This window comes from Demequina sp., from assembly GCF_047975725.1.
GTDB lineage: Bacteria > Actinomycetota > Actinomycetes > Actinomycetales > Demequinaceae > Demequina.
Window position 1 is genome coordinate 1 of the sequence record NZ_JBKEED010000017.1, and the last position, 17,761, is coordinate 17,761.

17 protein-coding genes and 1 pseudogene are annotated in these 17,761 nt (G+C 63.7%); 1 reads left to right on the forward strand and 17 read right to left on the reverse strand.

The annotated features are described in order from the left end of the window. Together ACK5NO_RS05380 and ACK5NO_RS05385 are read right to left on the reverse strand one after the other, a co-directional pair. Positions 1-117, reverse strand: a pseudogene (locus tag ACK5NO_RS05380) (elongation factor P); the annotation flags it as partial. A gap of 91 nt (positions 118-208) precedes the next feature. After that, a complete protein-coding gene (locus ACK5NO_RS05385) occupies positions 209-652 on the reverse strand; it encodes a type II 3-dehydroquinate dehydratase (protein ID WP_416811644.1) in 444 nt (147 codons plus the stop codon). Between the two features lie 141 nt (positions 653-793). On the opposite strand from ACK5NO_RS05385, the gene ACK5NO_RS05390 reads away from it, so the two are divergent. Further along, the gene (locus tag ACK5NO_RS05390; protein WP_416811645.1) at positions 794-2,614 is read left to right on the forward strand and encodes a hypothetical protein; all 1,821 of its coding nucleotides are present in this window, start codon (positions 794-796) and stop codon (positions 2,612-2,614) included. Here ACK5NO_RS05390 and aroB read toward each other — a convergent pair. From aroB to ACK5NO_RS05465, 15 genes are all read right to left on the reverse strand, one after another. Further along, a complete protein-coding gene (aroB, locus tag ACK5NO_RS05395; RefSeq protein WP_416811646.1) occupies positions 2,593-3,681 on the reverse strand; it encodes a 3-dehydroquinate synthase in 1,089 nt (362 codons plus the stop codon). The two genes, ACK5NO_RS05390 and aroB, sit on opposite strands and share 22 nt — an antisense overlap. Further along, positions 3,678-4,202: a shikimate kinase gene (locus ACK5NO_RS05400; protein WP_416811647.1), complete on the reverse strand. Its 525-nt coding sequence runs from the start codon at positions 4,200-4,202 to the stop codon at positions 3,678-3,680. The genes aroB and ACK5NO_RS05400 overlap by 4 nt, the downstream gene beginning before the upstream one ends. Beyond that, positions 4,202-5,386, reverse strand: a complete 1,185-nt coding sequence (gene aroC, locus ACK5NO_RS05405) for a chorismate synthase (protein ID WP_416811648.1) — start codon at positions 5,384-5,386, stop codon at positions 4,202-4,204. The genes ACK5NO_RS05400 and aroC overlap by 1 nt, the downstream gene beginning before the upstream one ends. 74 nt (positions 5,387-5,460) lie before the next feature. After that, entirely contained in the window at positions 5,461-6,276 is an 816-nt protein-coding gene (locus ACK5NO_RS05410; protein ID WP_416811649.1) for a hypothetical protein, read from the reverse strand. After that, positions 6,273-7,052, reverse strand: a complete 780-nt coding sequence (locus tag ACK5NO_RS05415; protein ID WP_416811650.1) for a hypothetical protein — start codon at positions 7,050-7,052, stop codon at positions 6,273-6,275. The genes ACK5NO_RS05410 and ACK5NO_RS05415 overlap by 4 nt, the downstream gene beginning before the upstream one ends. Next, the gene (gene pilM / locus ACK5NO_RS05420) at positions 7,049-8,110 is read right to left on the reverse strand and encodes a type IV pilus assembly protein PilM (protein WP_416811651.1); all 1,062 of its coding nucleotides are present in this window, start codon (positions 8,108-8,110) and stop codon (positions 7,049-7,051) included. The genes ACK5NO_RS05415 and pilM overlap by 4 nt, the downstream gene beginning before the upstream one ends. A gap of 61 nt (positions 8,111-8,171) precedes the next feature. Continuing rightward, entirely contained in the window at positions 8,172-8,957 is a 786-nt protein-coding gene (locus ACK5NO_RS05425; RefSeq protein ID WP_416811652.1) for a prepilin peptidase, read from the reverse strand. Further along, positions 8,954-10,573 carry a hypothetical protein gene (locus tag ACK5NO_RS05430; RefSeq protein WP_416811653.1) on the reverse strand — a complete coding sequence of 540 codons (1,620 nt, stop codon included), beginning with the start codon at positions 10,571-10,573 and terminating at the stop codon, positions 8,954-8,956. Before ACK5NO_RS05430 ends, ACK5NO_RS05425 begins: the two co-directional genes overlap by 4 nt. Continuing rightward, complete coding sequence (locus tag ACK5NO_RS05435) at positions 10,564-11,100, reverse strand: type II secretion system protein (protein WP_416811654.1); 537 nt, start codon at positions 11,098-11,100, stop codon at positions 10,564-10,566. Before ACK5NO_RS05435 ends, ACK5NO_RS05430 begins: the two co-directional genes overlap by 10 nt. A 35-nt stretch (positions 11,101-11,135) precedes the next feature. Further along, positions 11,136-11,654 carry a type IV pilus modification PilV family protein gene (locus ACK5NO_RS05440; RefSeq protein ID WP_416811655.1) on the reverse strand — a complete coding sequence of 173 codons (519 nt, stop codon included), beginning with the start codon at positions 11,652-11,654 and terminating at the stop codon, positions 11,136-11,138. 101 nt (positions 11,655-11,755) lie between these two features. After that, positions 11,756-12,172: a prepilin-type N-terminal cleavage/methylation domain-containing protein gene (locus ACK5NO_RS05445; RefSeq protein WP_416811656.1), complete on the reverse strand. Its 417-nt coding sequence runs from the start codon at positions 12,170-12,172 to the stop codon at positions 11,756-11,758. Between the two features lie 122 nt (positions 12,173-12,294). Then, positions 12,295-13,524, reverse strand: coding sequence for a type II secretion system F family protein (locus tag ACK5NO_RS05450; protein ID WP_416811657.1), 1,230 nt, complete (start codon positions 13,522-13,524; stop codon positions 12,295-12,297). Between the two features lie 11 nt (positions 13,525-13,535). Beyond that, positions 13,536-15,083 (reverse strand): PilT/PilU family type 4a pilus ATPase, encoded by a 1,548-nt coding sequence (locus tag ACK5NO_RS05455; RefSeq protein WP_416811658.1) that lies wholly within the window; start codon positions 15,081-15,083, stop codon positions 13,536-13,538. A gap of 93 nt (positions 15,084-15,176) precedes the next feature. Then, entirely contained in the window at positions 15,177-16,844 is a 1,668-nt protein-coding gene (locus tag ACK5NO_RS05460) for a GspE/PulE family protein (protein WP_416811659.1), read from the reverse strand. An 89-nt stretch (positions 16,845-16,933) separates the two neighbouring features. Then, positions 16,934-17,758 (reverse strand): shikimate dehydrogenase, encoded by an 825-nt coding sequence (locus ACK5NO_RS05465; protein ID WP_416811660.1) that lies wholly within the window; start codon positions 17,756-17,758, stop codon positions 16,934-16,936. Positions 17,759-17,761: the final 3 nt, after the last annotated feature.

The window sequence follows — 17,761 nt, forward strand, 5'->3', positions numbered from 1 at the left end:
GGTGCGCACAAAGGCGCCGCCCTTGCCGGGCTTGACGTGCTGGAACTCCACGACGGACCACAGGTTGCCGTCGAGGTTGAGTACGGAGCCGTTCTTGATGTCGTTCGAGGTCGCCACTGGTGTTGTCCTTACAGGTGTGGGGTCAGCGTCTTCCGCGCGCGTGCGCGCAGGCCGTCGGCAATTCTAGCGGACCAGGGTCACCCACCGTCTACGCCAGGCGCGTGGCGACCGCTTCGAGCCCCAGCCGGTACGAGTCCACCCCGAACCCAGCGATGGTCCCGCTCGCGACACCCGAAATCACCGAGGTGTGGCGGAACTCCTCGCGCGCGTGCGGGTTAGTCAGGTGCACCTCGACGAGAGTTAGCCCTGCGGAGGTCACCAGCGCGCATGCGTCGCGCAGTGCGTACGAGTAGTGGGTGAAGGCCGCAGGGTTGAGGACCACCTGCCAGCCGTTGTCGACCGCCTCGTGCATCCAGCGGACCAATTCGGCTTCGTCGTCGCTTTGCCGCACGACGGCTTCGAGACCCAACTCGCTCCCCCACTGCATCACGTGCGCGGCAAGCTCATCAAAGGAGGTCGAGCCGTACTTCTCGGGCTCTCGCGAGCCCAGGCGGCCCAGGTTGGGGCCGTTCGCGACCAGGACTGTTGTCATGGCTCATGAGCCTACTGCGGGCCGATGCACGGGCTGGGTGGGGCGCGCCCGTAGAGTGAGCGCGTGATCAGGGCCGATGTCGACTTTCACTTCCCCTCGCGCGTGTGGCTCGGAATTGCTACGGCGCTCATAGTGGGCGCCATGACAGCAAGTGGATGTTCTCCTGCCATTCAAGTGGTTCCTGCACTCGCGCTCTTCGCATTGGCGCTGCTACCCATGTGGGGGGTTGCGGGTGGCATCACGATCAGCATGCTCGTCTGGATCACGCTGGCGTTCGGAACCCTCGTCGTCACTCCGTACCTGGGACTGCCCTACAGGCCCACGCTCGTCGCGGTGCTGGCTGGCGCCAGTGCGCTCGCGGCGCTACGACTCCCCTCATTGGCTCGCATTAAGGCGTCGCTCGATGTGCGCGTGCGCACAGTCTTGGCGGCCAGCGTGGGTCCCGTTCTTTGGGCAATCGGGATCGTGGCCGCAATCGCTAGTCCGCGGGGCTCCGCCATGTCGTGGGCAGTTCTCGACGACAGCAGCCTCGACATTTGGGCAACCATGACCAACCTACGCAACGACGGACTTGTCACGACAAGTGTCGACAACCCCCGACCGCTTGAGCATGCCCTCACGTCGAGCCTCGTTCCAGCAGGAACCCACGTAGACCTCTTGGGATCGTCATTATCCGACATGCTGGTCGCACATGCGGCGAACTGGACCATAGCGATCATGGGGGGCAGCATGCTCGCTGGCCTACTCTCCGCGGAGGTCGTTCGTCGTCTCGCCCCACGTGCGTCGCACGCCACGTGGGTGGCAGCGTCCGTTTCGTCGATAGCGATACTCGTAGGTCCGGCGACGGGCTTCTTCCTGTATCGCGGTCAGATCAATGCCAACATCATGCTGGTGCTCGTCTATGGCGCCGTGGCAATCGCGCTGGCCCACTCACGCGCCCCACAGCGCTCGTTTGAATGGCTCATTGTCACGATGACGTTGCTCATGCTCCTATGGACTCCGTTCGCGGCCGTTCCAGGTGTCCTCGCAATCGTCGTCGCGTGGCGATCTCGAGCAGGCATCTTCAAGCGCTCATACCTCCTTTCTATTCGTCCCGTATGCGTCGCGGGCTTCTTCCTCTGGTGCTTCGTGGTCTTTACGGCCCAGCAGTTTGTCTCGCTTGCGAACAACACGAGCGATGGCAGGCTCGCGACCGTCACGATCGAAACGTATCTCCCTGCACCGCTGTCTTGGTGGATCGCTGGCACTCTCGCGGCGGCAGTCCTGTGCGGAGTATGGATGGCCACGCGCGCTGCGGCAGACGCGTCTTGGGTGCTGGCTGCGGTGCTCGTGGGCATCATTGTGGGAGCAGCTCCCATCTTCGCGGCGCGAGGAGGGTTCTCCGGCTCTCTCGAGTACTATCCGTCGCGGTACGTGCAGATGAGCGAGGTAGCACTCATACCGCTCGCCGTGGGCGCTGTCGCGGCGATGGTCGCCATTGGCGGCTACGTGTTGAACACGGTTGCTGGCGCGATGATCCTTGTCGTGGTCGCTGCGTCAGCGACTGCGGACCTACCGTCGCAAGTCAAGCAGTGGACCTTGGCACCGCTACTTATCGCTCAAGGCGACTATTACGGGCCTGACAACGTGGTCTTTGACCGCATTGTCGAGTACGCGAGCGATGGCGGCGCGCGACTGCCGGTCCATCTGGATATCCCCTATGACGATTCGGTACGCCGCATGCTCTCGGTCGATGTCCACTCCGACCACCCGCTCTGGTACACGCCGCTTCGGGGCGCACTGCGCAACCGAATCGATGATGGAGCGGACCGTGTCTGTGATTTTGGTCGAGCCGCGGAAACGTCGGTGACGATCGTTACGAAAGATCCCGGGCTTGAAGCGGACGCCACGCGCCTGTGCACAAGCGCTGAGCTTGAAAACGTGAGGTTCGAGACAGAGGCTCAGCCGGAGATCGCGTCGTAGGCGCCGATCAGTAGCGACGGATCGGGTCCCTCGAGCCGCACTGGGTTGCCGATCCCGGCGAGCACGACAAACCTCAACAGGTCGCCGCGGGACTTCTTGTCGCGGCGCATCGCAGTGCTGAGTGCCTCCCACCGGTTGCCCTGGTAGGTCACCGGAAGGCCGAGCGAGGTGAGCAACTCGCGGTGGAGCGCGACGTCCTCGTCTCCCAGTCGCCCCGCAAGACGGGCCAGTTCTGCGGCAAAGACCATGCCCACCGACACCGCGGCGCCATGACGCCACTGGTATCGCTCCGTGTACTCGATGGCGTGCCCGAAGGTGTGTCCGTAGTTGAGGATCTCGCGGAGGTAGGACTCCTTGAGGTCCTGGCCTACAACATCCGCCTTGACCTGGACCTTGCGCGCGATGAGTTCTTCGAGAACACCGAGCGTGCTGTCGTCGAGCGTGTCCGCACGCAGCGCCGATGCGTGCTGACCCACCAGGTCGAGGATGACGCCATCGCGGATAAGGCCGCCCTTGACGACCTCTGCAAGGCCCGCCACGCGATCATTGGCGGGCAACGTCGTCAGGAAGTCGAGGTCGCACCACACCGACAGCGGCTCGTGAAAGGCGCCGACCAGGTTCTTGCCCTCGGTCGTATTGATGCCTGTCTTGCCACCGACGGCAGCGTCAACCATCGCGAGCACGGTCGTAGGGATCTGAACGACGCCGACCCCTCGAAGCCAACTGGCGGCGATAAACCCTGCAAGGTCCGTCACCGCTCCCCCGCCGAGTCCCATCACGATGTCAGAGCGCGTGAAGTCCGACTTGCCGAGCACCTGCCAGCAGAACGCCGCGACCTCAGCGGTCTTGCCTGCCTCCGCGTCGGGAACTTCGGCCAACACCGGAGTACGTCCCGAGCCGTCGATCAGGGCACGCAGGCGGTCGGCCGCCTCGCGCATCGGCGCCGAGTGGACAACGAGGACCCGTACGGCAGCTTCCGGGAGCGAGTCGACAGCGGCGGGCAAGAGGTCGCTGCCGATCGTCACGCCGTAAGGTGCCGACGTCGCGACGGTTACCTTGCGTGTCATGGGCGAGCCTCCAGTTGCTCGATAGCTTCCACCACCTGCGTGGGGCTTAAGTCATCGGTGCTGACCGTCAAAGTCGCCAAGCGCTCATAGGTGGGGCGGCGAGCGTCCATCAGCACCTGCCACTGCTGACGCGGGTTGCCCACCAGGAGCGGACGCGAGCGGTTGAAGCCGACCCTAGGCGCGGCCGCCGCGAGGCTGACGTCGAGGAAAACCACCTCACCACCCCCCTGTGAGTAGGCAGTCAGGAGTTCCTGGCTCTGGCTATCGAGGATCGCTCCGCCGCCGAGCGAAAGAACGCCGTGGTGTTCGGCAAGCGCGTGAGCCACGGCAGCTCGCTCGAGCTCACGGAAGTGCGGCTCGCCGTCATCGACGAAGATCTCCGCGATGGTCTTGCCGACCTGCGCCGCAATGTCCTCGTCGGTGTCTCGAAACGGCTCGTTCCAGGCCTGTGCGAGCGCTCGCCCCACTGACGACTTGCCGGAGCCAGGCGGCCCCATCAGGACGATGCGTGGGGACGCCATCAGCGCAAGATCTCCGGCACTGCAGCCTGGTAGGACTCGATGTTGCGGCGAACCTCGGCAACCGAGTCGCCGCCAAACTTCTCCAGCACGGCGTCCGCGAGGGTCAACGCGACCATGGCCTGTGCCACGACGGCGGCTGGTGCGACTGCGCAGACATCCGAGCGCTGATGGATGGCCTTTGCTGGCTCCCCCGTGGCGGTGTCAATGGTGTCGAGGGCACGCGGGACGGTACTGATGGGCTTCATCGCGGCGGAGACGCGCAGCGGCTCGCCGTTGGTCATGCCGCCTTCGATACCGCCGGCTCGGTTGGTACGGCGCGTCACCGCACCGTCCTGGTACTCGATCTCGTCGTGTGCCTGCGAGCCACGGCGCCCGGCGGTGCGGAACCCGTCGCCGACCTCGACGCCCTTGATCGCCTGAATGCCCATGAGCGCGGCTGCGAGGCGCGCATCGAGGCGGCGGTCCCAGTGGACGTGGCTCCCTAGTCCAACGGGTAGCCCATAGGCGACGACCTCGACCACGCCTCCAAGAGTGTCGCCATCCTGTTGGCACGCATCGATCTCTGCAACCATGCGCACGGAGGACTCGGCGTGGAAACAGCGGATGGGATCCTCATCCAGCGCGGGAGTCGCATCGGCGGGAGGCAGCGGCGCGTCATCGGGAATGCGGACCTCACCCACCTGAGTGGTGTGGGCGACAAGGCGGACGCCGGCAGCCTGAGCGAGGAATGCCTCGGCCACCTCGCCGAGCGCGACACGGGCCGCGGTCTCGCGCGCCGAAGCCCGCTCCAACACAGGGCGAGCGTCGTCAAACCCGTACTTGGTCATCCCGACCAGATCGGCGTGACCCGGGCGCGGGCGGGTGAGTGCGGCGGCGCGTGCGCCGCTGAGCTCGGCCGGGTCCACGGGGTCCGCGCTCATCACGGTCTCCCACTTGGGCCATTCGGTGTTTCCTACCTGAATGGCCACTGGCCCGCCTTGCGAGACGCCGTGGCGCACGCCACCAAGGATGGAGACCTGGTCCTGCTCAAACTTCATGCGAGCTCCGCGCCCATAGCCGAGCCGGCGACGCGCAAGCGCCGCCTGAATCTGCGAGCTAGTGATCTCGACCCCTGCGGGGAGACCTTCGAGGGTGCCAACGAGAGCGGGACCATGGGATTCGCCTGCGGTGAGCCAACGGAGCATGGGTCACATTGTGGCAGACGAAAGGCGGGGTGCCGACTCACGTCGGCACCCCGCCGTACCAGTACGGTTGCTGTTCAGTCCCCGGAAGACCCCGACGAGCCTTCGATCTCCTCAAAAGGCGATGTACCAGGTAAGGTAGCCGGCGCTAGCGCATCCTCATCCAGCACCTCATTTGAGGGGTTCAAGACATAGGTGAAGCCTTCAAGGGTCGCAATGACGTCTCCGTCCTCCGCGTCGTCGACTCCCGGCAAGGCGGGTGAATCGGATTGACGTGAGGCGTACTCAACTGTCGCAAACTGCATGACCGGGTCCTCAGCGTCGGTCACTGCGGTCAGAAAGTCGAACACCTCTTCAGGGGTTCCAGTCACGGTGATACTGATCGGCACACCGTAGAGCCGTTCCACGACGGGACCCGCGACCGTGGTGGCCTTCACCACCGGAGCAAACTGTGCGGCTCCCTCGGCAAGGTCGATAGGTCCCTTGGCGAAGAGGCCCGCGACGCTATTCGAAGCCAAAGTCTCTGGTTCAGCCACGATGCCGTCGATCGCCGAAGCCGCACCACCGCTCCACACGTAGACCTGCGCGCCGCTGGACTCCTCCGCCTCCGACACGCGCTGACGAAGCGCAGTGACGCTGCGCGCACTGGGCGCGTTCAGCTCAATCGCTGGTGTGAAGTCTGGGACCTCATTGAGCGCGACCTGCAGAGCGTCGAGTTGCCCCGAGGCAGCCTCGATCAAGACCGTGTTGCCGTCAATCGCTTCCGCTCGTGAGCGAATTTCCGAAGCCTCGCCGAGCTTGGGGCTCACGGCGAGGAACCACCCGAGTACAAGCACCACGATCACCCCGAGCGCGCCGAGTGCGACCACGGGTGCGTATCGCGAGTTCATCATGAGTCTGACCCTTCGCTAGTTGCTGTCGACGAGGTGGTGGGTTCAGGCTGCGCCTCACTCGCCGAATCGCCCTGGGTAGCAACGAACGCAGCCATGTCCAGGCCGGATACACCGCCCACCGGCATGAGACGCGGGTCAATGCGCAGTCCCGTCACGATCGCGGTTCCCTCGGCCTGCCAGTACACATCGCCGTCAGGGTCCGTGGCGAACTGTTCCACCACCGCATCCACTCGCGCAATACCGGGAATCTGCTCGATCCTCGTCAGCAAGTCCGTGACTTCCTGGTTGGAAGTCGCGCGTGCAGTAAAGGTCATGGTTCCCACCCCACCTCCCGACACTGGGTCTTCGTTGAGCGTCGGGTAGCCAAAGGCCGTCGGCAGACCGAACTGCAGGGCATCGAAGCTCGTGTCACCGTTGCTCGTGGCAAGAACTGCGGTGGAAAGCTGCGTGTAGTCAACTTGGCCGAACCCGATCTGCGCGAGCGCATACTCCTCAAACTCCTGAGCGCGGTAGGCACCGTAGATGTCCGACTTGGAGTCACGCGCTTCTACTGCCAAGTCTTGCGCTTCGCGCGAGTCGGCTAGTTGATTGTCCGCCAGTCCCTTGGCACCAAGCGCTACGACGTAGAGCACCACTACCGCGCCCAGAGCAATCAACACCGCCATCAAGGCAGTGAATTGTGCTGCCTTCATCTTTCGCTTTTCAGCGATTTCGCGCGGAATGAGGTTGACGGCCGGGAGGGCCGATGCGCCGTACTTTTTAGCGAGATCGTTCATCGCACACCCACCATTGCCATACCGACGACCGTCGCCAACTCTGCCTCGCGTCCACGGAATCCGTCGGGGTTGACACCCTTACTCATAGCAAGCCCCGCGAAAGGATCGCCGATCATGACGGCGAGACGCGTGGCACTCGACAACGCCTGCCCAAAGCCACTCAGGTACGCACCGCCACCTGTGAGGACGATCCGCTCCACCGCAGCGCCCGGATTGTTACCCGCGTAGTACACCAACGTGTTACGGATGGACTCGATCAGCGGCCCCATGGCGTGGCTCACTGCCTCAGCCGCTGCCCGATGCTCCGGGTTCGCGGCCGCTGCGTTCATCCCCACGTGCCGCTTCACCGCCTCAGCGTCCACCGAACTCCCCTTGTATGCGTTCGCGATCGCCTTGGTGGCGTCCTGTCCTCCCTGAGGGAGAACACGCACCAGGCGAGTGGCACCCGACTGTGACACCGCGATGGTCGTCGTCACTGCGCCCACGTCAACCAATGCGATGTTCGCCCCCACCAGCTCACCCCGGCACCCGGCGCGCCACAGGGCGAATGCCGAGTGGTCGACCGCGATAGGCTGCACACCAGTGGTATTCAATCCGGTGAGCAAGCCACGCACGAGCTCCTTGGGTGAAGCGACGAGTAGCCCGCGCAGGAACGGGCCCTGCGGCGTCTCGACCTCGCTGGTCGGATGGAAGTCGAGCAACGCCTCGTCAACCGCCATGGGAAGCGAATCTTGCACGTGAAAGGCGAGCGATTGGCGAACCTTCTCCATGTCTTGGGAAGGGACGTCGACCTCACGCACGATGACGCTCGGATGGCCGACAGCGATGACGACCTTCTTTCCGCTGGGCTTCGCGGCAGACACGACTTCCTTGACCACCTGCGCGAACGCGCCAGGTTCTTCGATCGAGCCGTCGCGCATCACACCGGCGGGCATGGGTCGCTCGGCGTACGCGTGCAGCACAGCGCCGACCCGCGGGTCACCGCCTCCCTTGAGTTCTACCTCCGCGACTCTGATGGCGGTTGCACCGACATCGATCGCGACTGTCTTCGTAGCCACGCCTTGACTCCCTCTCGCTCGACATGAGCCATATCGGCATGAGCCGATATCCACTCAACCCTTAACTCAGCCCCATCAGACTCAGATACCACTCGGAGACCGCAGGGCCAAAGATCACCCCTGCCCATGCACCAACGAACATCCAAGGCCCAAAGGGGACTCGGACCCCACGGCCCTTGCGTTCTACGACCATGGTCGCGATGCCAAACAACGCTCCCCCAAGGAATGCGCTGAAAGCACCGACATAAAACTGCGGCCAACCGAACCATGCGAGCAATCCACCAAGGACCAGGGACAGTTTGACGTCACCCAAGCCCATACCGCGGGGATAGGCCAAGACCGCGAAAAAGTAGAAAGCCCCCAACCCCAAGGCACCCATACCTGCCCGCCACAACGCGTCCACTTGCCCGGTCACGGCCGCCGTGACGACGAAGCACACCGCGAGCGAGATGCCAAACGCGGCCACGACACCGTTGGGCAAGCGCATCACGTCAAGGTCAATGAGGCTCAGAACAAGGCCGAAGAAGGCGAGCAAGAGCAACGGCGCAAGCTCGCTACGCACGCCCACGAGCGCCACGATGCCGGCAAAGAGCAGGCCCATCGCAGCTTCCACTAGTGGATACCGAGCGCTAATAGGCGCCGCACAGTCGGCGCATCTCCTCCGAAGCCAAAGCCAGCCCACCACGGGCACGTTGTGGCGGCGACGGATGACATGACCGCAGTTTGGGCACGCACTCGCGGGCGACACCACTGAGAGTCCCGCCGGAACCCGGTGGATCACAACGTTCGCAAAAGAGCCCAGCGCGAGACCGAGCGTCCCGCCGACAACGATGGCGATAGCGCTCACGACGAACGACGAAGGTACTCGATGTCGAACGAGGACATCGTCGATGTCGCTTCCTCGTCTCCGACACGCCGGAAGTCCAGGTAGAAGCCACTCACAAACTCGGACTGACAGGAGTACACCTGTCCTCCTAGCGTGAAGTCACTACGCGCAGCCACGAACTTGCCAGGCGTATATGCCAGCACCGCAATCTCTGGGTCCTGGTCCCAGGTGCCAGAAGAGAAGTGGAAACCACCCGTGCTCGGACCGGGGTCAGCCACGACCGCTGGACACGTAAACGACTCCGACTCAACTGGGTCAATCAGGTAGAGACTGTGCTTCTCGCCATCAACCGAGTTGATCTCTATGGGTCCATTAGCGTAAAAGTGGTCAGCATAAATGGCCAGGTCGGCTGACAGGTTAATCGTGACCCCGCCGTAGCTACCCAAGTTGACGGTGTTGCAGACGTCGGTGGTATCGATGAAGGTGTCTTCCGTGACATTGATCACGCCCTTCCCATTCCACGGGTGATAGGTGCACGTGCTGCCGTCAACACGCCGCCCGTCGGGAACGGATCCGGGATCAGTCGTCGCCGACATCGTCGCCCACTGCATCTCAGTCCAGGATGCGTACGGCTCAGTTTCAGTCGTGACGGGGAACCATCCCTTGGAATCGCCCACTGAAAGACCAGGCACGTCCTTCTGCACCCGGTAACCGCCACCCACGCAAGCCGACGCGCCCCACGACACATAATCCGACCAGTCGGTCACTGTCTCGTGACCGCCGTAGTCACAGTAGGAATCGATGTTGCCGCCCACACGGACAATCCCGCCCACGTTCATGTACTGGTTGCCCGAGTTGGAGCGGAAGAAGTTCCCGGGTGTCACACCCGTGCCACGCATGATGTCACCGACTACGTACAGGTCCTTGCCCACGTTGGGAAGCGTGCCAGGTCCCACCGGGTAGATAAGGTCACCGCCGACGTAGAGGTCGCCGGTGACACGACAGTTCGACTGGGTCCAGGTGGCGGAACCACCTGCCACGACAGATCCTTCAATAGTGGCGCCAGCCGGGCAGTAGAAGTTACCTACGGTATACACGTTGGCATCGCCATCGTCGGACAAGATTCCTGCGACACCCGCAGTCCCGATGTAGACGTCTCCGCGTACTGCGTCCTCGAAACGAGGGGGAGGCGTGGTCTTGAGCCACAGAGCCTCTAGCACCTCGTTGTCGCCGAGATCGTACCCCAGTGTTCCGGGGGATGAGGCATAGCCCGTGGACACCACCTTGAAGGCATAGTCGCTCTCGGTGGGACAACGTTCGACCATGCCACCTGTTGAAGTGTCCTGGGACAGTACGCGTACTTCGTATGAGGGGGCCGAGGACGTCATATCCAACAGCCCATCGGTTCCCACAACCGCTTCACACTCGCCGTTCATGATTGCCGCCCCCACCAAGTCCACGCCGGCTTCCGCAGCCGCGACAGACTGCACAGACGCACGAGTCTGTGTAGTGTTCCCCACCCCGAAGACCACGGACGAGACGATGACGGTCACCACGATCGCCATGATGAGCATCAACCCAATCACCATCACGAGGGCCTGCCCGCCGTCGTGGCGTAGCCGGAGTTTCAGAAGCATGGGCTGGTCTCCTCGTCGGACTGAGGACGCTTGCGCACAGTCGTGTCGATATCTGTCGATTGCCCCCAGGTCTCGGGGGCGCCCGTGAACACCATGCGCAGGAGATCGCCGTCCTGCCTGAACGGCTCAGCGGCGTCGACGTCATCGGCGTAGGTTGTCCATGTTGACGCCGTCGTCGCAGTCGCCCCGGCGGTGTCGGCGGAATCCGCCGTGCGACGCAGCACACGGTCGTCCGAGTCGTAGAACCAGCCACGGCACGCGTAGGCACCGTCGTCTGGATCACCAACCCAGGTTCTGACCAGCAAGAGGTCGCCGCCCGCCCGCACAGAGAAATTCGACGATGCGCGGATGTCATTGCTTATCGCCCACACGGCGTTCTGAGTTTTGCCAGAGTTCTGTGTGGTCTCGGTGACGTTCAATTGGGTCCGGTAGCCGTTCCACAAAAGCATAACCACCATGGTGCCGACTATGCCCAAGAGCACCATGTAGACAAGAAGCTCCACGAGCGTGAAACCGCGGTCATCCACATGTACTCGTCGGCACGCAAGGGATCGTCGGTCCATCAGCTGCTACCAATCTGGGGCACGGCGACGACGGTGTCTGCGTGAGCGACATCAGGCTTCTCTTGTCCCGTTGCGGTCACGTCGACCGAGAATGGCACCGTCGCATACCGTTGCGCACCATCGACGACGCCGTCAAAACAAAAACTGTCAAGCACGCCGTCAGCGTTGGCGTCTTCGGTGCCTCCCGCAGGTGACTTGACAAAGGCATTCGCCTGCGCAGGCGACGGTACTTGAGAGATCTCGAAGGAGATCCCCCGAGCGTCACCATAGTCAGTGGGAATGGACAGACGGAGAAAGGCAAGCATGGAAGCACAGTCCTCCGAGGCGGCACGTGCTTGTTCGATACGGTCGTTTGCCACCTCGGCTGCGGTGGCGATGGTCGTGTTGCGGGCCGAGACCTGCAGGGCGAGGACCAGCGGCGGCACGAGTGCCACCGCTAACAAGCCAAAGAGCAAGATGGACACGAGGGCCTCAGTGATGCCAAAGCCCGCATCGGGCGAACGCTCTTGACGAGTCATCCTGCTCCTCTCTTCACACCGACAATGAACGGGGATGAGCCGGACGCGGCGAGCGGCAGTTGATGCCGCCCACCACGTCCGGCTACGGTCGCTACCAACCCTTACGGGGTGCCACCGGCGCCGCCGCAAGCGGCCTTGTCGAGGTTGCCAGACTCGTCGATGGAGAACGTCTTGACGTCGCCGCCGTCGTTGGTGGCATCGATGCAGAACGTGCCCGCAGCGGGGTTAATCTCGGCATTGCCGAACGTGGTGCCGGGCGACGTCGCGAACGTGCTCTTGTCGATCGTCGTCATGTTCGGGTCCTCCACCAGCTGGGACGCGACCTCGATCTGAGCGTTCTTGAGGTCCGACTGAGTCGCCGAGTCCTTGGCCTTCTTCTGCTGGTTCAGGTACAGCGGGATGGCGATCGCGGCAAGGATGCCGATGATGATGATGACGACGAGGAGCTCGACCAGGGTGAAGCCCTTGTCGGTGCCCTCGGCCTTCTCCGCCATACGCTTCTGGATCCAAGCAATCATGAAATTGCCTCTCATTCTCTTGTTTTCTTATCAAACCGGACTGCGGTTGCCGCCCGGTCACGACTGCGCCACCAGAGTGGGATTCGGAGATCTCCCGAAAACGCAGTCACGTCTGTTTCCCCCTACCCGATCAGGTCGAAGACCATGAAGATGGGCATGTACAGCGCGATCACCATGCCGCCGATGATCGAACCGAGTACGGCGATCATTAGAGGCTCGATCATGCTGGTCAACTGCTCTGTGGTGGATTCCACTTCTTGGTCGTAGAAGTCGGCGATCTTGTCGAGCATCTCGTCCAAAGCACCGGTGTCTTCACCCACGGCGATCATCTGCGTCACCATAGGGGGGAACACCGCGTGCTCCGTCAGCGGTCGCGAGAGGGATTCGCCGCGCCGCACCGAACCCTGGACATCCTTGACCGCGTCCTCGATCACGATGTTGCCCGAGGCCTGGCCCACGATGTCAAGCGCCTGAAGAATGGGCACACCTGAGCGGATCATCGAACCAAAGTTGCGGGTGAAGCGCGACACCGCGATCTTCTGCACGAGGGTGCCGAAGATCGGCGCGCGCAACGTCAGCGGCTGGTAGCGACGCCGCACCGACTCTTTGTGCTTGTTCTTACCCCACCAGAGTGATAGCGCTACGAGCGCGATCACTAGAGGCACAGCTCCTACCTTGAGGATGTCCGATAGCGTCACGAGGATCTGTGTAGGCAACGGCAATTCTCCGCCGAGCCCCGCGAACATCTCCGCAAACACCGGCACGATGAAGATCAGCATCGCGGCAACGGCCAAGATCGCGATACACAGCACCACCACGGGGTACGTCATCGCGGACTTCACCTTGTTGCGCAGCGCAACCTCGGTCTCAAAGTTCTCGGCAATCGACACCAGAACCTCGTCGAGAAATCCACCCACCTCGCCGGCCTTGACCATGTTGATCATGATCGGCGGGAACACCTGCGGGTGACGCCCCAGCGCCTTCGAGAAGGATGATCCGGTCTGCACGTCATTGCGCACCTCGGCGACGACCTTCTGCAGTTCCTTGTTCTCGGTCTGATCAGCCAGAATTGTCAATGCACGCAGCAGAGCCAGACCTGCAGAGATCATGGTCGCGAGCTGACGCGACATGATCGCGATGTCCTTGAGGGTGATCTTCTCCCCCAGGCCAGGGATCTTGATCTCAGCGTTGAGGCCCTTGCCGCCTGCCTCGGTGACCGAAAGAGGCACCAATCCACGCGCAGCAAGCCTGGTTGCGACAGCACCCTGGTCGGGCGCCTCCATGGTGCTGGAGTGGACCTTGCCCTGCGCGTCTCGCGCGGTGAACTCGAACTGCTTGGTCAGCGTTGCCATCTGTCGCTCCCCTACATCCGCGAGGCGCCCGCGCGCCCGCAGAGTCGGTTGAACTCCTCGTACGAGTGGCACATCTCCACGGCCACGTCGTAGGAGACGGTTCCGGCCTTGACCAGTTCGGCAAGGTGCGAGTCCATGGACTGCATGCCCAGCGAGGCGCCCGCTTGGAGCGAGGTGTAGATCTGGTGGGTCTTGCCCTCGCGGATGAGGTTACGAATCGCGGGCGTGGCCACCATGACTTCCACGGCCACCGCACGGCCGGGGCCGTCGGCACGCGGCAGCAGCGACTGACACAGCACGCCCTGGATGGCCGTCGCGAGCTGGACACGCACCTGACCCTGCTGCTCCGAGGGGAACACGTCGATCACACGGTCGATGGTTTGCGCCGCGTCCTGCGTGTGCAGCGTCGCGAACACCAGGTGACCGGTCTCGGCGGCGGTGAGCGCCACGGAGATGGTCTCGAGGTCACGCATCTCACCAATGAGGATGATGTCGGGGTCCTGACGGAGCACGTGCTTGAGTGCACGCTGGAAGGACTTGGTGTCCGCGCCCACCTCACGCTGGTTGACCAGCGACCGCTTGTGACGGTGAAGGAACTCAATGGGGTCCTCGACCGTCATGATGTGGCCGGAGCGCGAACGGTTGGCGAGGTCCACGAGCGACGCGAGCGTGGTCGACTTTCCCGAACCGGTGGGGCCGGTGACGAGCACCAGACCACGCGGCAGCATCGCGAAGTTCGCGGCCGCCTGCGGGATACCGAGCGCCTCGAGCGGCTTGATCTCGTAGGGAATCACGCGGAACGCGGCTCCCACGGACTCACGCTGGCGGTACAGATTCACACGGAAGCGGGCCTCGCCCACGAGCGCATACGAGAAGTCGAGCTCCAGCTCCTCCTCGAACTTCTCGCGCTGCGACTGAGTGAGGATCTGGTACAGGGTGCGCTGCAGGCTGTCCTTGGTGAGCTTGGGGAATCCCTCGAGCGCCTTGAGGCCGCCGTCAACGCGCACCATCGGCGGCGCCCCCGTCGTCACGTGCAGGTCAGACGCCTTGAGCGCGAGCATCTGGCGCAGTGCATCCGTGATGTCGAGATCGTCCGCGTGCGCGTCCTGGCTCATGCCGATGCGCTTGTGCGCGGCGGGCTGCGAGGTCGGGACGCCTCCGGACACAGGTGCCTGCGCCGGTGCGGCGGGGTTCTGGCGCGGGGCCAGCATGGGCTGACGCTGGGCCGGAGCACCCGGCTGCTGCTGGGCTCCAGGCTGGGCGACAGGCTGGCTGGCGGACTGAGCCGGCGCGAAGTGCCCAGCCGGCACCTGGGAAGGCGCCTGCTGAGCGGAGGGCGCCCCGTACATCGGCGCTACGGCGTGTGCGGACGTGGCCTGTTGGGGAGCAGCCTGCTGCGGAGCGCGCTGTGCCGCGACACCCTGTGGCGCGACAGCCTGTGCCGCGACACCCTGTGGCACGACAGCCTGAGGCGTGTAAGCCTGGCCGGTAGGTGCCTGTGCGGGCGCGGCCTGGCGCGGCTCCTGCGGAGTGAAATTCTCCGGCATGAAGTGCGTCATCGTTCCTCCTTAACAGCGCCCTCACCAGGGAAGACATATCGGTCGCCGCACACCATATCGGCAAACACCACCGCGCACTGAAGGCGCGCCACGCTACTTTGCGACACGGAACAACTCCTCAATGGAAGTGGTGCCGTCCAGGACCTTGGCCCAACCGTCATCAAGCAGCGTTTCCATGCCGTGCTCCTTGGCCACACGCGCGATCTCCGCCGACGAGGCACGCGCCACGGCAAGCCGCTCGATGTCTTCGTTGACGCTCATGATCTCGTGCAGCGCCACACGGCCGCGGTAGCCGGTGTTGGAGCAGCGCTGGCAACCCTCGGGCTTGAACACCTTCGGCGGCGGCTGGGTGCGATCCCACGTCACCGAGTCGGGGATCTCGTCCTCCGACAGTTGATACTCCACGGCGCAGTGCGAGCACAGCCGGCGCGCGAGTCGCTGAGCGACCACGCAGTCCACGGCCGACCCCACGAGGAACGGCTCGATGTCCATTTCGATCAGACGGGTCAGGGCCGAGGGCGCATCGTTGGTGTGAAGCGTCGACAACACCAAGTGACCGGTGAGCGCCGCCTCGATCGCGATCTGCGCGGTCTCGTGGTCACGAATCTCACCCAGCAGCACCACGTCCGGGTCGGCACGCAGAATGGACCGTAGGGCCGATGCGAAGGTCAGCCCCGCCTTCGCGTTCACCTGCACCTGGTTGATACCGGGGATGCGGTACTCGACCGGGTCTTCGACCGTGATCACGTTGATCTCGGGGCGCGAAATCTGGTTGAGCGTCGCGTACAGCGTGGTCGACTTGCCAGAGCCCGTGGGTCCCGTGACGAGGATCATGCCGTACGGCTTGGTGAAGTTCTCCGAGTACTGGGCGTAGTTGCGTTCACGGATACCGAGGTCCGCGAGGTCGAGCGTCGCCGTCGAGTTGTCGAGGATACGCATGACGACCTTCTCGCCCCACACCGTGGGCAACGTCGCCACACGCAGGTCGATCTTGCGGCCCTGGTGGTTGACGGACAGGCGCCCGTCCTGGGGCTTGCGCCGCTCGGCAATGTCGATGTCGGACATGATCTTCAGGCGGCTCGTGACGCCGTTGGCAATGGCCTTGGAAGCGCGCTGCATCTCGTGCAGCACGCCGTCGATCCGGTAGCGCACGCGAAGGTCAGTCTCGGTGGGCTCAATGTGGATATCCGAGGCCCGGTCTTGCACCGCTTGCGAGATCAGCAGGTTCACGAAGCGCACGATGGGTGCGTCGTCCTCCCCCACTCCCCCGGACAGATCCTCGTCGTCGAGGTTGACCTCGGTCTCGGACAGCGTCTCCTGGAGGTCCTCAAGTTCGGCATCCGACCGGCAGTAGCGGTCGATCGCGCTCGTCACATCATCGTGCGTGGCGACGACGGGGATCACCGTGAGGTTGGTGATGGTGCGGAAGTCATCGACGGCGACCACGTTGCCCGGGTTCGACATTGCTACCTTGAGCATGCCGTCTTCCAGGGCGATCGGCAGGGCCGAGTGCCGCCTGCACACGGTGCCGGGCACCAAGGCCACCGCGGCGCGGTCGACGGGATACTCCGCGAGCTCGACAAACTCCATGCCCACCTGAGAGGCGAGAGCGCGCACCAGCTGGCCCTCGGAGATAAGTCCGAGTTCGACAAGCGTGCGGCCCAGTGACTGGCCGCGCTCATGCTGCTCATCGATGGCGTCCATCAACTGCTCTTCAGTGAGCACGCCATCTTCAAGCAGGATCGAACCGAGCTGCTTCACAAGACTCCCTCAGTGAGACTCGAACGCGTGGTTGCGCTCCGAGACCGTAGCATCGGCTGAACCAAAAGCGCAGGTCCGTGTTGAAGATGTCACTCTTGAGGCACTACGTGTTCCATCACCCGGTAAGGCACGGTTTGCCCCGTCATGAGCCGCACTTGCTCAGCGGCCTGGTGCACCAGCATACGTGTACCCGGAACGAATAGTCCGCTTTGTGTGGTCCATCCCACACTCAGAGGAGTGACGAGAGGGTCATAAATCGCGTCGAGCAACACGGCGCCGGACACGACGGAAGTCAACCGCTCTGCCAACTCAGCCCCTGCGGCTGCAGGGATCGTCGACACGACCGCCTCCGCATCGGCCATGAACGCGGGAGCGTCCTGGAAGTCCACGAACCGAGGCTCGACGCCCATCTTGGTCGCGGCGCGCAGGAGTGCACCCGCGCGCCCGCGCGAGCGCACCGCGACCACCGGTCGGGTGACGCCGATACGCCCCAATGCCGCCAGCGCAGACGTCGCTGTCGCACCGCCACCGAGAATCACTCCGCGACTCGCCCGCTCTAGGCCCACCTCGGCAAGCGCCGCGACCACGCCGTGCACGTCCGTGTTGGCTCCCACGAGCTGAAGGTGATCGGTCACCGGTTGCACCACGATGGTGTTGATCGCGCCCACCAGCTTTGCCATGGGCTCGACAAAGCTCACCAGCGGCATCGCGGCGACCTTGAGGGGCATGGTCAGCGATAGACCCGCCCACGAGCCATCGAGGCCGTTGACGAACGACGGCAATGCTGCCTCGTCGACGTCATAGGCCTGATAGTCCCAGTCGAGTCCCAGGTACTCGTAGGCGGCCCGGTGCAGCGCGGGAGACAGGGAGTGGCCAATGGGGTGCCCCAGCACCCCGGCCCGACGTGACGCCATCAA

Coding starts and splice junctions, on each gene's coding strand:
- ACK5NO_RS05465 (WP_416811660.1), bottom strand. CDS start 17,758: ATGGCGTCACGTCGGGCCGGGGTGCTGGGGCACCCCATTGGCCACTCC.
- ACK5NO_RS05445 (WP_416811656.1), bottom strand. CDS start 12,172: ATGATTGCTTGGATCCAGAAGCGTATGGCGGAGAAGGCCGAGGGCACC.
- aroB (WP_416811646.1), bottom strand. CDS start 3,681: ATGACACGCAAGGTAACCGTCGCGACGTCGGCACCTTACGGCGTGACG.
- ACK5NO_RS05410 (WP_416811649.1), bottom strand. CDS start 6,276: ATGATGAACTCGCGATACGCACCCGTGGTCGCACTCGGCGCGCTCGGG.
- ACK5NO_RS05385 (WP_416811644.1), bottom strand. CDS start 652: ATGACAACAGTCCTGGTCGCGAACGGCCCCAACCTGGGCCGCCTGGGC.
- ACK5NO_RS05400 (WP_416811647.1), bottom strand. CDS start 4,202: ATGGCGTCCCCACGCATCGTCCTGATGGGGCCGCCTGGCTCCGGCAAG.
- ACK5NO_RS05390 (WP_416811645.1), top strand. CDS start 794: ATGACAGCAAGTGGATGTTCTCCTGCCATTCAAGTGGTTCCTGCACTC.
- ACK5NO_RS05430 (WP_416811653.1), bottom strand. CDS start 10,573: ATGCTTCTGAAACTCCGGCTACGCCACGACGGCGGGCAGGCCCTCGTG.
- ACK5NO_RS05415 (WP_416811650.1), bottom strand. CDS start 7,052: ATGAACGATCTCGCTAAAAAGTACGGCGCATCGGCCCTCCCGGCCGTC.
- aroC (WP_416811648.1), bottom strand. CDS start 5,386: ATGCTCCGTTGGCTCACCGCAGGCGAATCCCATGGTCCCGCTCTCGTT.
- ACK5NO_RS05450 (WP_416811657.1), bottom strand. CDS start 13,524: ATGGCAACGCTGACCAAGCAGTTCGAGTTCACCGCGCGAGACGCGCAG.
- ACK5NO_RS05455 (WP_416811658.1), bottom strand. CDS start 15,083: ATGACGCACTTCATGCCGGAGAATTTCACTCCGCAGGAGCCGCGCCAG.
- ACK5NO_RS05440 (WP_416811655.1), bottom strand. CDS start 11,654: ATGACTCGTCAAGAGCGTTCGCCCGATGCGGGCTTTGGCATCACTGAG.